The 16032-nt window shown below is 68.3% G+C and carries 5 protein-coding genes; 1 reads left to right on the forward strand and 4 read right to left on the reverse strand.

The genetic code is table 11. From position 1 onward, the window contains the following. The first annotated feature begins 102 nt into the window (after positions 1-102). The gene (locus tag H623_RS0110150) at positions 103-1128 is read left to right on the forward strand and encodes a LacI family DNA-binding transcriptional regulator (protein WP_022900831.1); all 1026 of its coding nucleotides are present in this window, start codon (positions 103-105) and stop codon (positions 1126-1128) included. A 147-nt stretch (positions 1129-1275) separates the two neighbouring features. Here the strand turns inward: H623_RS0110150 and H623_RS21050 are convergent, their stop codons facing one another. The 4 genes from H623_RS21050 to H623_RS19170 all read right to left on the reverse strand — a co-directional run bounded on the left by H623_RS21050 (position 1276) and on the right by H623_RS19170 (position 16011). Next, positions 1276-4524 (reverse strand): family 20 glycosylhydrolase, encoded by a 3249-nt coding sequence (locus H623_RS21050; RefSeq protein ID WP_022900832.1) that lies wholly within the window; start codon positions 4522-4524, stop codon positions 1276-1278. Between the two features lie 26 nt (positions 4525-4550). Next, a complete protein-coding gene (locus H623_RS21055) occupies positions 4551-9059 on the reverse strand; it encodes a beta-galactosidase (RefSeq protein ID WP_157560940.1) in 4509 nt (1502 codons plus the stop codon). Between the two features lie 48 nt (positions 9060-9107). Continuing rightward, positions 9108-13019 (reverse strand): family 20 glycosylhydrolase, encoded by a 3912-nt coding sequence (locus H623_RS21450; RefSeq protein ID WP_022900834.1) that lies wholly within the window; start codon positions 13017-13019, stop codon positions 9108-9110. Positions 13020-13251: 232 nt separating this feature from the next. Further along, a complete protein-coding gene (locus H623_RS19170; RefSeq protein ID WP_022900835.1) occupies positions 13252-16011 on the reverse strand; it encodes a family 20 glycosylhydrolase in 2760 nt (919 codons plus the stop codon). Between the last annotated feature and the right edge of the window lie 21 nt (positions 16012-16032).

Below are 16032 nucleotides of genomic sequence, written 5' to 3' on the forward strand. Positions count from 1 at the left end.
GCGCGACAGCGCTCTCCCTCCTTCGCGGGCGCGTCCACGCAGCTGCGCGCGAGATATCGATAACCTTGGTGTGCTACGGCGAGCGACAGCGAAAGGCAGCGCATGGACGAGAAGCCCCATGGAACCCGGCCGGGAATGGCCGATGTCGCCCGGCTCGCCGGGGTCTCGGCGCAGACGGTCTCGCGCACGCTCAGCGGGCATCCGAACGTGCGCGAGCACACGAAGGCGAAGGTCCTCGCCGCGGTCGAGGAGCTCGGCTACCGCAAGAACGACGCCGCCAGGGTGCTCTCCTCGGGTCGAAGCCACACGCTCGGCATCGTGGTGTTCGAGACCATGTTCTACTCGCGCTCGGCAGCGACGGTCGGCGTCGAGACGGCGGCGCACCGCGCCGGATACACGGTGAGCGCCGTGACGGTCGCCTCGATGGACTCGACGGCGATCCAGGCCGCGATGACCCGCCTGTCGGAGCACAACGTGGAGGGCATCATCCTCGCGCTGCCGCTCGTGCAGGTGAACAAGGGTATCGAAGACCTGACCCGCGCCATCCCGACCGTCTGCACCGACGGATCGCGCACCGCGTCGACGCACGTGGTCACGGTGGACCAGCACCTGGCCGGACGGATGGCGACCGAGCACCTCCTCTCGCTCGGTCACGAGACCGTGTGGCACGTCAGCGGACCGGAAAGCTGGATCGAGGCCGGCGGCCGCACGCAGGGCTGGCGCGAGACCCTGGAGGCCTCCGGCCGCTTCGTGCCGCCCGCGCTGCAGGGCGACTGGTCGCCGGCATCCGGCTACCAGAACGGCCTGATCCTCGGCCGCATCCCCGACGTGACCGCGGTGTTCGTGGCCAGCGACGAGATGGCCTTCGGCGTCATCAGGGCGTTGCACGAACTGGGCAAGCGCGTGCCGGAAGACATCTCGGTGATCGGGGTCGACGACATCCCCCTCGCCGAGTACTGCTCCCCCTCACTGACCACCGTGGCGCAGCCCTTCGGCTTCATCGGCGAACGCGCCGTCGAGCGGCTGATCGCCGCCATCGACGACCCCCAGACCCCGGCGGAGACCGAGCTCATCGAGCCGACGCTCATCGTGCGCTCCAGCACCGGGGCGCCCGCCGCCGCGAGCTGACAACGGCGAACCGACGGCAGCGAACTGACGGCGGCTGGCTGAGGCGGCAGCGAACTGACAACAGCTGGCGGACGGCAGCGATCCGCCGCCGTCCGCGACCCTTCCGGGTGCGGACGGCGGCGGATTCTCGTGAGCGGATGGGTCGCGTCAGCCCTGCAGACGACGCTTGCGCAAGCGCGTCAGCAGCAGGGCCGCTCCGGCCAGCAGCACCAGCACGCCACCCCCGATCGGCGCGAGAAGGTCGGACCCGGTCGAAGCCAGCCCCGCCGTGTCTCCCGCGTTCGACGAACCCGGTCCACCGCCCGTCGCGCTGTCACCGGAGGTGCCGGATCCGCTTCCCGCGTCGCCGCTGCCTGAACCGTCACCGCTTGAACCGTCATCCGCGGCGAGCACGGTGAAGGCCTGCTGCGTCACGGTGTCGTCACCGTCGAGCAGCACGACGCTGTGGTCGCCTGCATCGACGGCCGCCGGGACCGTGAACGTGGCATCCAGGTCGCCGTTCGCATCGGTGCGCGGAATCGTCAGGTCCACCGGATCGGAGTGGAACTGCAGACCGTACTGCCAGTACGGCTTCGCGCCGGTGATCGAGACGGTCACCTCATCACCGGGCCGGCCGGACGATGCGCCCAGGGACAGCGTCGGTGACACCGCGGCCGGCGTCTCCGTCGCCGGATCGACGGTGAGCTCGGCGACCGTCGTCGTGTTCGTCGTGACCGATCCACCCTCGCCGAGCGACCTCAGCGTCAGGTAGCGACCGTCGACCGCCTTGCCGAACGTCACCGACTTGAGGCCGAGACCGCTGCCGAAGGTGCCCGACGCCACCGGATCGCCGGTGGGCGAGTCGGGACTGTCGCTGACGTAGACCTCGTACTTCGAGATCTCACCGTTGGTGTTGCCCGCCCTGGGGAGATAGGAGATGCCGCACGTTGACGCTCCTTCTCCGAGGTCGACCGTGATCTCGTGCGGATACGTCGGGTTCGCCTTGTACCACTGCGTTCCCCAGAACGTGTTCGGGTTGCCGTCGATCGCATTCGTGCCCGGAGTCTGCTCATAATCCATCTCCTGGCTGTCGACGCGCACGAGCGCCTTCGGGCTGACCGCGGCCGCCGAGCAGGTGACCGCCGTGGACGCCGAGACGTCGACGCTCTGCGCCGCACCCGACGCATCCGTGTAGTGCACCGTCGCCTTCACGGTCTGATCCGCCAGTGCCGCGTACGAGGTGACCGTGATCGGAACCGTCTCGGCCTGCGTTCCGGCCGCGTCGACGTCACCGATCTTCACCGTGTCGGAGTCGGCGCCCCAGCCCTGCGGGAGCGTGAGGTGCGCGCTCACGTTCGAGACGGCATCCGGCAGCCAGTTCGCGATCGTCAGCGTGGCGTTCACGGTGCTGCCGAGCCCGATGTTCGCGGGCAGCGAGAGCGAGGCGTTGAACGTGCCGGCGAACGTGAAGACGGCGGGCGCCTGCACGTCGGGCGCCTGCTGCACGAGCGTGCCGTCGGCGACGACCAGCGGCTCGAGCGTGATCGCGTTCTCGACGGTGAAGCCGCCGGAGACCTTGCGCACCTGCCACTTCTGCAGGTTGTCGGATGCCTTGCAGTCGGCGAAGCTCGCGGCCAGACCCTGGTCGAGCGGCGCGTTCAGCGTGAGCGAGCCTCCGGTCATCGTCAGGCACTCCCCTGCCGGCGACGTGATCGTGTAGTAGTCGTCAGCGGTCTTCGCGAACGTCAGCGGGGTTCCGTCCCCGCCGGCAGTGAGCGTGGCTCCGGCACCGTCGGCCGTCGTGATCGCCGCCCCGTCGGTGCTCAGCGTGAAGGCACCGTCGCCGACCGGGGTGCGATCCACGTCGTCGAAGCCGGGAGCATGGCCGAGCGCCGTCGTCAGTGCCGCGAAGTCGTCGTAGCTCGATGCCGGCCGCGGCGAGCCCCAGGTGGCCTGGGCGACGAAGTTCTCCGGGGCGAACAGTGCGGACTCGATCTGGTTCTCGGTGTCCGCCGGCGCGTTGTCCGGCCAGACCATCACCTTGGCGCCGAGCACCTTGCCGCCCGTCGCGCTGTCGGTCACCGTGCCGGCACCGTAGAACTGGCGCGGGTTCCAGTTGTTGTTCCACAGCGAACGCACGTTCACGCTGTCGTTGCCCGAGCTGCGCACGAGATACAGGGCGTCGGACGCGTTCTCGAGATTGTTGCCATCGTCGATGAGCTGCTGCGGCGAGACGTCCCCGCTCGAGCTGTACCAGTGCTCGACGATGATGTCTTTGTTCAGCGACAGCTTCGTGCCGGCCAGGATGCTGTCGTTCCAGATTCGCAGCGTCTTGCCCTTCGAGCGCACATAGTCGTCGATGCGGTTCATGAAGTTGATGACCACGTCGGTCGGCGTCGACCCGGCCGGGAAGATGTCGGGGTTGGCATCGATGTACTGCTGGAACTGCGGATAGTTCGCGTAGGCCGACCCGAGCATGTACTCGTCGCCGCCCATGTGCCAGTACGGGGTGTCGAACACCTGCATGTACTCGTCGAACAACGTCGTGATCATCCTGTAGGCGGCCGGTTGCGTGATGTCGAGACGATCAGCATCGCGATTGCCGTTCTTGTCCACCAGCTGCAGGTCCGGGTAGTTCTTCAGCCACGGCGTCATGTGGCCCGGCGAGTTCACCTCGGGCACCAGCGTGATGTGGTACTTCTTCGCGGTGGCGTTCAGCTCCTTGGCCTGTGCCTTGGTGAAGTAGCCCCAGAAGTTCGCCTTGGAGTAGGCATCCGACTCGACCTTGGTCTCCATCCAGAGCTGGTTCAGTTTGAGGTAGGCCATCTCCTTCATGGCGCGCTCGATCACCTCGGGGCTCACCGTGATCTGGCACGCGCAGATGCCGACGCCTCGCTCGGCGTACTCCGGGGTGTCGATCGAGGAGCCCTTCGGAACGACGTTCCCCTCCGACAGGATCTGGATGACGGTCTGCACGCCGTAGAACACACCGGTGTCGGTCGCACCCGTGACGCTGATGCGGTCGGAGACGGTCAGCTCGTAGCCCTCGGTGCCGAGCTCGCCGACGCGACTCGCGTCTTCGTTCAGCACGACGTCGCCGGCAGCGGATGCCGACCCCGCCTCGACCGCGCGGCCCAGCTTCTCGCTCAGCCCGGCGATCAGGACCTTCGCGTTGTCGGCGGACGCCGTGTCGGAGTCCACGCGCAGGGCGTCGGTCACCGTGAGCTTTCCGCTGCCCGCCGTCCAGGTCGCCAGCCCGGGAACCGTCTGCGGCGCTCCGGCGTCGGTGGTCGGGACCGCGGTGTCGGTCGACTGATCTGCCGCAGCCGCCTGCGCTGCGTGCGGCGCGGTCGGTGTGAGCACGAGCCCGAGCGCCAGCGCCGGCGCGGCCAGTCCCACCAGGGTTCGCACCGTCACGCGACGGCGCCGTGTCGGATGTTGTCTCATTGCTGACTTTCTTTCTCGGTCGTGTGCTGGATGCGTGGGCGACGGAACCGGCGGAACACGAGGATCGCGGTGCCGAGGATCAGGAGCAGAGCGACCGCGAGCAGACCCTCAATTACATTGGACCCGGTGGCGGCCAGGTCGCTGTCCGCAGTGCTCAGAGCACCCGGGTCCGTGATGTCCGAACCCGACGCGCCCGAGCCCGACGTGCCGGAACCTCCCGTGTCACCGGTGCCGGAGCCGTCATCGCCCGAACCGGTTCCGGAGTCGTCCGCGGCGACCTTCAGCGACAGCGTCGTCGTGCCGAGCACGCTGTCGGAGACCGAGTCCAGAACACTGACCGTCGGCGAGTAAGCGCCGGCGTCCGCGTACTCGTGGGTCACCGAGACCCCGTCGTCGGTCGCGGCGAGCATGCGCAGCGACTTCGTCGCAGAGAGCGTCTGCGGCGTCGAGCCGTCACCCCAGTCGACGACGGTGCGCGTGGTGGCGCCGTCGATGAGCTTCGGCAGCGACGCGGAAGCGGTCACCTTCACGGTGGAGCCGGGCGTGACCGACGTGTCGGGCAGGGAGGCGTCCACCTTCGCGTCCGGCATGGCGGGCGCCTTGTTCTCAGCGCTGGCGATCCCGCCCGCGACGGTTCCCGCGTCGACCAGCTGGATCGAGTCCGGTCCCTGGCTCGCCTTCTCCGTGGTCAGCGCGATCGCGATGTCGTTGCTGCCGTTCATGTTCAGGAAGCCACGCGGAATCGTGAAGGTCTGCTGCGGCCCCACGTTGCCGACGAAGTAGCCCGTGTTCCAGCCGTTGACGTAGATCACGGCTCGCGCGTAGTCGTTCCGTCCGTTCTCGAACGCCGCGTCGTTGATTTTCAGCGCATACGCGGTGTCGACCCCCTCGGGCACGTCGAGGTCGAAAGTCGTGCGGTACCAGGTGACTCCGGCCTGCGCGGGCTTGAAGGAATCTGCCTTCGTCCAGTCGTCGTCCGGGTAGCCGGGCAGATACCAGCCGGCCCGCTCCCCGTACAGTCCGCCCACGTTGTAGATCGTGCGCGCCGTGTCGACCGGGTCGGCCTTGTCCTTCGCGCCCTGGATCTTCCACGTCACCGCGCCCGTCGAACCGAGATCGGCGTCATAGAGTCCGCGGTTCTGCCGCGAGAGCCCGTTGTCGCTCCAGTCCAGGTTCTGGCCGCTGTTCGACACCAGGACGGAGACGACGCTCGCCGTGCCCGCCTGCATCGATCCCGCGGGCACCGTGACCGTCTGAGCGCTCCCGTTCGCGGAGGTCGCGCCGGCGTACACGCCGTTGATCCAGACGAGCATGTTCGCCGCGCTGCCGCCCTGGCCCGTCAGCGAGATGCTGGACGGCACGGTCGTCGGAGTGAAGTGCGCCCGGTACCAGGTGTCGCCCTCGTAGAAGCCATAGTGGTCGGTGTCGAGCACGACGCCCTGCCTCGGCCCTGGCCCCTGCCTGGTGTTGTCGGCGGTGGTGTCGTCGGCGGTCGTCCACGACGAGTCGTCATAGTCCGCGCTCGCCTCCGGGCCGTCGGATGCCGTCACCCAGTTCGTCAGCGTCGGCAGCTGTGCCGCAGGCGCTCCGCCGACGGAGGCGACGAGCGCACCTGCCGCGTCGGTCGTCGTCGCGACAGCCTCGCCGTTCCAGGTGAGCTTCGTGACGCCCTTCGGCACGTAGACGGTGAGCGTGCCGGCGGTCTTCGTGTCGCCGGTGAGCTCGGCGGTGTCGCCCGACACGTTCACGTGGCGCAGAAGCTCCACGCCGGCGGCGAGCACGGTGGCGTTGTCGTCTCCGTCGGTTCCGGTGACCTGCCACGTGGTGTCCATGGCGTCCCGGTTCGTGATGTTCACGAGAAGGTCGGATGCCCCACCCCCGGTGATCTTCACGACGGTCGGATCTGAGTGCGTGTAGTTCAGGCGCAGCGTGCCGGTCGCGGCATCCCAGGTGTGCTCGACATCGGAGCCGATCACCGTGGACACCGTCGGCTCCGATGCGTAGTGGAACACGGTCTCGCCCGCGTCGCCCTGGTAGCCGTCGAGCGTGAGCAGATCGCCGTCGGCGGTCTGCTGCGTGCCGACGAGCTCGCTGGTCGTGTAGTAGAGCTCGTGGTCGTCGAACTTGTCGTCAGCCGTCACCAGCAGTGCGTCGCGGCCGTGCAGCGTCAGCGACGTCCCCGCCTTCTGCGGCACGCGCGCGAACGAGACGGTGTCGGAGTCGGCTCCACCGGCATCCCCGGTCAGCACGTTGAACGCGTCCACCGAGAAGAAGGTGTCTTCAGAGGCCGGGTTCTTCTGATCCGTCACGACGATCTTGATCGTGTGCTCGCCGTTGCTCAGGCCCTTCTTCTCGAAGACGAGCTGCTGCGGTGTCGCGACCGAGGCGTAAGTGTCGATGGTCGAGACCTTGTCACCGTCGATGTAGACATCCGCCTTGCCGTGGTTCACGGAGTCGGGTGAGATCACTTGGATGCCGGTGCCCGTGAAGGAGTACGTCACGGAGTCGCCCGGGGTCGAGGAGAACGTCTCATCGCCGTGGTAGTCGCCGGCGGTCCAGTTCTTGCCCGAGGCCTGCTCCCAATCGCCCTTGCCGTCGTGGGATGCACCGGCGTACGTGATCGCCGCGGTGTCGGTGTCGTTCGTGGTGTAGGTGTTCGCGTTCAGCACGTTCACCGCGTCGATCGAGACGAAGCTGCCAGCCGATCCCGAGGTCTTCTGCCCGTTCACGACGATCTTCAGCGTGTGCTGGCCATCGCTGAGACCATCCTTTTGGAAGGCGATCACCTGGTACGCGGCGTTCTGGCCTTTGTACGTGTCGAGGTTCGTGTCCTGCTTCTCGCCATCGATGTAGACATCGGCGTAGCCGTGGTTGTCGGCCTGCGGGGCGATGATCTGGATTCCTGTACCCGTGAACGTGTACGAGAGCGAGTCTCCGACGCCGTTCGACCAGGATTCCGTGGTCTTGTAGTCGCCGGCGGTCCCTGAGTGGTGCGTCCAGCCGCCGGTGTACGAGATGGCGCTCGTGTCCGCATCGTCAGTGGTGTAGCTCGTCGTGACCGGTGCCGAGGCGGCATCGAGCGTCAGCGGCACGGTGAACGAGACGTCCGAGGTGTCGTTGCTGTCGCTCTTGCGGAATCCGAGGATGCGCGTGCCGTTGCCCGTGACCGACGTCGCCTCGAGCTTCTCGGTGGCGATCCGCTCGTAGGCGTTCACGCTGCCGCTGCCGCCGGTGACCGACACCGTGGGCGCCGTCTGCGGGATCATGTCGGCGAGCTGGGGCAGTGCCTCCTGGTAGTAGCCGATCTCCTTCTGCGTGGCGAGCTTCGGCGTGAGTTGCCGGTTCTCGTCGATCGCCGCACCGTAGTCGTACGATGTGAAGCCGGACGACGGGGACCCGGTCCAGCCCCAGTTCGTGCCGCCGTACTCCATGTAGTAGTTGAACAGCGTCACGCCGTTGGCGATGTTGTTCACGCCGTACTGACGGGTGAAGTCCGCGTCGACGAAGTCCGCGCACTTGTCGGTGTTGAACGAGGCACCCCACGGTGTGAAAGCGCCGCCCTGGCCTTCGGGGATGAACTCGGGGCCGTCCTTCGTGATCGCCCGGAACGCCGTCTCGTTGTCGGGCACCTGCCCGCGGCCGGCGTTGCAGGTGAACCCGAGCGGATAGTTGTCGTAGCCGTACATGTCGACGCCGATGTCTCCCGCTGCACCGGCCTTGCCCGGCGCGAAGCGGCCGCCCATGCCCCAGTCGTTGACGAACAGCGGTACGTCGATGCCGTCGCTCTTCACCTGGTCCGTCAGCTGCTTCATGTAGGCCGGCCCTGTGCCGCCGTCGCTGATCATCTCGTTCTCGACCTGATACAGCACGACGGAGCCGCCGCCGTCGGTGACGAGGTGCTTGTTCGCGATCTCGTCGAATGCGTGCAGCCAGTCCTTCTGGTCCTGCACGACATCGGGGTCATCCATCGAACGCAGGGACCCGGCGCCGCTGTTCGTGAGATACGCGGGCAACCCGCCCATCGAGATCTCGGCGTTGACGTACGGCCCGGGGCGAGCGATGACGTACAGGCCCTCCTGCTGGGCCATCGTGAGGAGCAGATCGATGTTCTTGATGCCCGTGAAGTCGTATTCGCCGGGCTTGGTCGAGTGCAGGCCCCAGAAGAAGTAGAGCGAGACCGCGTTGAACCCGGCCGCACGCATCTTCTGGAACACGTCGCGCCAGTCGCTGGTCGACGGCTCGCGCCAGTAGTGGAACTCGCCGGAGAACACGGTCAGCCGTTGCCCGTCGACCTTGATCGACTTCGAGTCGTAGGTGACCTTGTGCGACGCGCCGTCATTGCCCGGGAAGTGCACGGCCACCTGCGAGTCGGCCGCGGCCTTGGCCGCCTGGCTCACGCTCGCCGCCGTTCCTGCGCTCACGGCCACGGCCGAGGCCGGAGCGATCGTCAGCGCCGCCACCGTCGCCACCGCGGTGAGCGCGGTCAGCATGGCTCTCTTCTTCATGTCGGTCGATCTCCCTCGATCAGGCGATGGTCGTAGAAGCCGGCAGAGTCAGCGGCGGGCTCGTCGGCACAGGCGGAGCACGACGACTCCGGCCCCGGCCAGCAAGGCGAGCAGCGCGAGCGCGAGCGGTGCGCCCAGATCGGACCCCGTGGATGCCAGCGCCGCGTCATCGGTGCCCGTCGCGCTCGCGTCAGTGCCGTCCGACCCTGTGGTGCCGACGGCGCCCGGGTCGCCGGCCCCGGTGTCGCCCGAGCCGGTCCCGGTGCCGCCCGTGCCCGTGCCGTCACCAGGGTGCGTGCCGTCACCAGGGTCCGTGCTTCCGCCGTCGCCCGGATCGGTGCTGCCACCGTCGGCCGCCGTGACCGTCAGCGGGGCGGATCCGGTCGCGGCGTCGGCACCGGAGGAGCTGACCACGATGTCGTACGCCCCGGCCGCCGTCGCCGTCGGGACCGTCACGTCCGCGTGCGCGGCGCCGTCGGCATCCGTGCCGAGCTGATCAGCCAGCACCGTCGCCGTGTCGTCGAGCAGCCGCAGGCCCTGCGTGGAGTAGGCCGCAGCCTGCTCGAGCGAGACGGTGAGCTCAGTCGACGGTGCGAAGTGCTCGGCGTCGACCGTCAGCGTGTCACCGGCCTGCACCGTGGTCGCCGAGAGCGTGACCGTCGGCGTCGCCGTGTGAAGTGTTCCTCCGACGCGGATCTCGGCGGCACCGCCGAAGTTGTTCCCGTTGATCGAGTCGCGGCCGAGCAGCATGATGTAGCGCCCGGTCTTGGCGGTATCGAACTCGACGACCTGCTCCCGCGTCACGTCGAGGAAGGCGCCCGTGGCGACCGGATCGCCCCACTTCGCGATCGGGTCGTCCGCCCCCGTGGCGGGGTCGTCGCCGACATAGATCTCGTAGTCCTTCATGCGGCCGTTCGACTGGCCGGGGCGTTGCGTGTATGCGAGCCCGCTCACGTCGTACTCGGCGCCCAGGTCGATGACGATCCAGTGCGGGTATGCGGGCGAGGCTCCCGACCACTGGGTGTGCCAGTACGTGGACGGGTCACCGTCGATCGCGTTCGTCGCCGGGGCGCTCTCGCCCGACGTCTCCTGCGAATCCGCGCTGACGACCGACATCGTCGACTGGTCGATCGGGTCGCTCAGCGGCACGATCGACGACCTCACGGTGACGGTGTCGCTCGCGGTGCGCTCCCCCGATGTGGCGGTCACCCTGTAGTCGCCGGCGTAGGTGCCGGGGTCGATCGGCAGCGAGAGCGCCAGCGTGCCGTCGGATCCGGGCCGCACGGTGCCGAGCGCGGTGTCGCCGACCGTCATGGTGACGTACGAGCCGGGCTCGAAGCCGCTCAGTGTTCCGGCGAGGCGTGCACCTGCGTCGACCGTGGCATCCACGCTCAGCGACGGCGTCTGGGTGGAGTCCCAGCCGGACGGCTCGACGGGGTCGGGCGTGCCGTCGGCCACGGTGGCGGTGAACGTCGTCGTGGTGCCGTCGGATGCCGTGACCGTGCCGGTGTAGGCGCCCGCCGAGGCGTAGGTGTGCTCGGCCCGCAGCGTGTACAAGCCGCCGGCCGTCAGGGACGTGCGGGCCGTGTCGGTGCGGAACGAGGCGGGCACGGCAGCGCTGCCGTCGCCGAAGTCGACGGTCGCCGTGAGGTCGCCGCGCAGCGTCGACGAGCTGACGCCATCGGCATCGTCGGTCGTGTCGACCGCGATGCCGTCACCGTTCGCCGCGGCTTTCGTCCCTGGCGCGGAGACCTCTCCGACCGACAGCGTGAGGTCGTGCCCCGGCGACACGGCGACCGGCAGCCCGGCCATCGACCACTGCCACGTCGCCTTGTTGCCGTCGTAGAAGTTCTGGCCCGCCGCGAGCAGACGCTGGCCGACGTAGGCGATGCGCGCCGTGAAGTCGCTCACACTGCGCTTCGACTGGTCGGTCCACCCCATCTCGGCGAGCGAGATCGCGCGGGGAAAGGCCAGGAACTGCGCCTGCGAGCCGCCGCGGATGGTCTCCGACCACATCGGCCCCTCGACGCCCAGCAGGTCGGAGTCCGGAAGGTTCACACCATTGTCCTGCACGACCGATGCCGGGTCCCAGTCGTAGTACTTGTCGAAGTCACCGGTTCCGGCCCAGGTCAGGCCGATCGGCGTCGTGCCGTTGTACTTCATGTCGAGGTAGGCGCTGCTGCCGCGCGAGGCGATCAGCTTGGCGCCCTGGTTCTTGATCGCGTTCAGCGTGTCGCTGGTTCCGCCGGTCCAGTACTGGATCCCGTCGCCGGTCCCGACGCCGCCGACCGCCGCCTCGTTCCAGCCGATCGCCTGCTTTCCGAGGTCGTGCACGATCTGCACCGACTTCGTGATGAAGGTCTTGTAGTCGGCGGCCGGTGTGACCGCGGACTCGTCTCCCCCGACGTCGATGTAGTCGCCAGGGGTCATCGCGGCGAGCTGCGTGAGCACGTGTGTCATGAACGTCCAGGTGACATCCGAGTTCGCGTCCAGCGTCGAGTAGCCGACATCGCCGGTGCCGTTGGCCGGCGTCGTGCCGCCGGCATCGGTCCCGGGCTGCGTGTTCGCGGTGTTGAGCTGCGGAATGGCGTGCAGCGCCGCGTTGGTGTGCGACGGCGCGTCGATCTCCGGAATCACGGTGATCTGCCGGTCGGCCGCGTACTGCACGATGTCGCGGTACTGCGCCTGCGTGTAGAAGCCGGTGTGGCCGAGCTCGTTCCGGTAGCCGTCCATCGTCATGCCGGTGGCGCCGGAGACTTTCGTGAGCAGGGAGTAGTCGATCGGGTCTCCGGCGTCCTTGCCGTCGTTCGTGATCTGGATGCGCCAGCCCTGGTCATCCGCGAGGTGCAGGTGCAGCACGGAGAGCTTGAACTGCGCCATCTCGTTCAGAAACGACTTCACCTCGTCCACGGTCTGGAAGGAGCGGGCGGAGTCGAGCATCACGCCACGGTAGGCGAAGCGCGGGGCATCGCTGATGGAGACCGACGGGACGCTCCAGTCGGTCTGCACCACGATGGCCGACTCATCGAACGCGGGCAGCAGCTGCAGCAGCGTCTGCACCGCGTCGAAGGCACCGTGCTCGGTGGAGGCAGTCAGTGTCACACGCGCGGAGTCGGACTCGAGTCCGTACGCCTCGTCCTGGTCGCTGAAGCCGTCGATGTCGCCTGCCGTGAACACGATGTCGCCGTCGGCCGCCCCGACGGTCACGACCGGCAGGTCGAAACCGGTGGATGCCCGCAGCGTCGTCGCGAGGAACGTCGCGCTCTGCTGCAGTGCCGCCGGCGCCACGATACGCGCGGTGCTCGTCAGCTCGAACGGCGCGGCGTCGCCGTGCACTGTCAGGTTCTGCGGCTTCGGCGTGAGGCCGTCAGCCGTCGAGGTGGAGGCGACGGGCTCGGGTCCGTCCCACACCTGGAACTCGTACAGCGACATGCCGTACTTCTGCCCGCCGATGGGCGTGCGGTCGATCCCCTGCATCCGCACGTACCGGTAGGGCGTCGACGCGTCGACCTTCGTCAGCGTCTCGGTGTCCTTGGTCGCGCAGGTCGGCGCGATGGTGTCGGTCGCGTCGGTGAACGTGGTGCCGTCGTTCGACACCTGCAGCTTGTACTTCGCCGCGCAGGCGTCCTCCCAGTAGATGACGACGTGATCGATCGTGGTCGGCTGCGCCAGCTCGACGGTGATGTTCGCATCGTCGGCCGCGTTCGACGACCACCGCGTAGTGGTGTCGCCGTCGATCGCCTGGTCGGGACCCCACTTGCCGGCCACTTCCTGGCCGGACGCGGTGACGGTCGCTCCCGCACTGGCGAGCGCGACGTCGGTTCCGGCATCGACGTCCGCGGCGCGGGCCGCCGATGCCTGGACGAGTCCCACGGCGAGAAGGGCTGCGGTCACGGCGGTGACACCGAGCGCCGCGACAGCACGTCGGACGGCGAGCGGGGTGATGGTGGGGGTTCTCATCGTTGAGGAGTCTTTCTGCTATCGCTAACAGTGGATGCGGTCACCGGGGCATAAGTAGGACTTTCCGGCGATGCTAGAGGGCGTGGGTGTCGGCGTCAATACGTGGAAAATCGCGGGCGGATGGCGATCCTTGTCTCGTGGACGTCCAGCGCCGCAGACTCTGTTAGCGATGCCAGGAGCACGGCCACACTCACCGTTCGTGACAACAGGCGTACGCGGCAGTGCATGTCGATCACACTCGGCGGCGACGCCGCGTGCCGAGGAGTGTGAACACGACGCCGAGCACGAGCACGGCTCCGGAGCCTGCGAGCGCGGCGTCGATCGACGAGCCCGTCGAGGCGAGCGACGCGGGGTCGCCCGTCGATGCCACATCCCCTGCCGTGCCGGACTGCCCGGCCCCGGACTGTCCCGATCCGGTGCCCGCGCCGCTCGCGCCGGAGTCGCCTGTGCCGGTCTGGCCGCCATCGTCTCCCCCGGTACTGCCGCCGCCGTCACCCGGGTCAGTGGCCGACGGCACCGTGAGCGACACGGTCGCCGTGACCGCCGCACCGTTCTCCGGTGTGACAGTCAGCACCGCCGTGTGGTCGCCGGGCGCGAGATCGGCCGTCGTCGTGGCGGTGAACGGCGAGTTCAGCGTCATGGCCGCGATGTCGGCGACGGAGGTGCCCGCGAGCGAGACGGGCGTGGCATCCTGTCCGTCCCACGAGATCATGGCCGTCAGATCGTCGGTGGAGCCGCCAGGCGCTGTGACGGTCCAGTCGACGCTCGTCGACGTGGTGTCGTCGGTCACGGCGGTCACGTCGGCCGCGGTGCGCACCGTGGCCGTTGCTCCGGAGGAGCCGTCCACCGCACCCGCAACCTGAACGGCCCAGTCGACGGTGGCAGTGGGGAAGAAGTTCACGCCCTGCAGCTGCATCGATCCGCCGAGTTGCGCGACCCGGTCGAGGAACTGGGAGGTGTTGCGGTCGGACTGAGCACTCCAGCCCACCTCGGCCGTGGCGAGCAGACGCGGGAACGCGTAGTACTCGGCCTGGCTCACCCCGCGGATGAACTCGCCCCACACCGCACCTTCCACACCGAGCACGTGCGACTCGTCGACGCCCGAGATCGTGGTCGCGGGATCCCATGCGTAGGCGTTCTCCAACGTGCACGCGCCGCCGCACGCCCACGTGCCGCCCTGCGGCTGGGCGTTGTCTTGCTTCTGCGGATAGTAGGCCTTGCTGGCCGGAGACAGGATCACCTTCGCGCCGTGGTTCTGCACGGCCGCGGCGACCGCGGCGCCGGATCCGTTCCAGTACTGCACGACGGCACCGTCGGGCAGGTCGGTGCCGGCGTACTCGTTCCAGCCGATCACGGTCTTGCCATCGGCGGTGACATCGGCCGTCGCCGCGTTCACCATCTTCGTGTAGTCGGACGAGGAGATCACCGCGGCCTCGTCACCGCCCACGTGCACATACGGGCCGGGGGTCGTCGCCGCCAGCTGGCTCAGCACCTGTTCGACGAACTCGTACGTCACCGGGTTGTCGGCGCCCAGGCCGGAGTATCCGACGTCCGGCGATCCATTCGCCGGCACCGTCGGCTCGCCCGAGGTCGGCGCCGGCGCGGAGCCGCCGCCGTTCAGCTGCGGGATGGCGTGCAACGCCGCGTTCGTGTGGGCGGGCATGTCGATCTCCGGCACGATGGTCACGCCGTTCTCGGCCGCGAAGTCGACGATCTCCTTGTAGTCGGACTTCGTGTAGAAGCCGGTGTGGCCGACCTCGGTGCCCATCTGCTGGCCCTGGTCGTTCTTCGTCATCGCCGTGGATCCGCTGACGGACGTCAGCAGCGAGTAGTCGATGCCCGACGGGTTGTCCTTCGGCGTGTCCATCGCGATGCGCCAGCCCTGGTCATCGGTGAGGTGCAGGTGCACGGCGTCGATCTTGTAGCGCGCCGCCTCCGAGATCAGCTTCTCGACCTCGTCGACGGTGTAGAAGCTCCGCGCCGTGTCGATCATGAGCCCGCGATAGGCGAATCGAGGGTAGTCGGAGATCGAGACGACCGGGATCGTCCACGGGACGTCGACCACATGATCGGAGTCGATCCACTCAGGAGCGAGCTGGCGTAGCGTCTGCACCGCGTCCAGCGCGCCGTGCGCCGTGTCCGCACCGATGCGCACGGCACCGGAGGTGACCTTCAGCGTGTAGCCCTCGTCGGCGTGACCGGTCGGTGCCTCGCCGTCGGCGACGACGACGCGGATCGGGTCGGCCGCGCTCGCCTTCGCGACGACCGGGATGTCGTAGCCTGTGGCGGCGCGCAGCTGCTTCGCGAGCTGGGTCGCAGGCTGGAGGGCGTCACCGGATGCCTCGACCTGCGTCGTCGAGGTGATGCTGAAGTCGCCGTCCCCCCGCTCCACCGACACGGGCTCGGGCACGAGCGCCAGCTGCTTCGGAGTGGGTGCGGCGTAGACCTCGAACTCGCTGATCGAGTAGCCGTAGGTGGACCATCGCTTCTGGCCCTGCATGCGCACGTACGAGACGGGATCGGTGATGCCGAGCTGGATGGTGTCGACGCGGGGACAGGTGGACTCGTCGGTGAACGTCTTACGGTCCGTCCAGGTGCTGCCGTCGGTCGATGTCTGCACGATGAACGACTTGGCGCACGCGTTCGGCCAATTGATCACGATGTGGTCCACGGCAGACGGAGCGGCCAACTTCACCTGGAACCATGCGTCGTCGTCGTAGCCCGAGGAGAACCGGGTGGACGCGTCGCCATCGATCGCCATCGAGGCGGCGAAGTCCGCTCGGTCCAGTTCGACGGACGACGCGCTGGCGGTGCCGGTCAGCGCGAGGTTCACGGGCGCGCCCCCGCCGGTGGCGGCGTGCTCACCGACGGGCGCTGCGCTTGCCGCCGGCGCCGTCACGAACGCCACGGCCGCCGCAGTGGCGAGCGCTGCGAGTGCGAGGAAAAGGCGTTGACGCGGGAAGCGGCGTCCGGTCGAGGGGAAGTCTGACATGGGGTCGTGCTTTCTTCGTCG

This window comes from Humibacter albus DSM 18994 (assembly GCF_000421825.1).
Lineage (GTDB): Bacteria > Actinomycetota > Actinomycetes > Actinomycetales > Microbacteriaceae > Humibacter > Humibacter albus.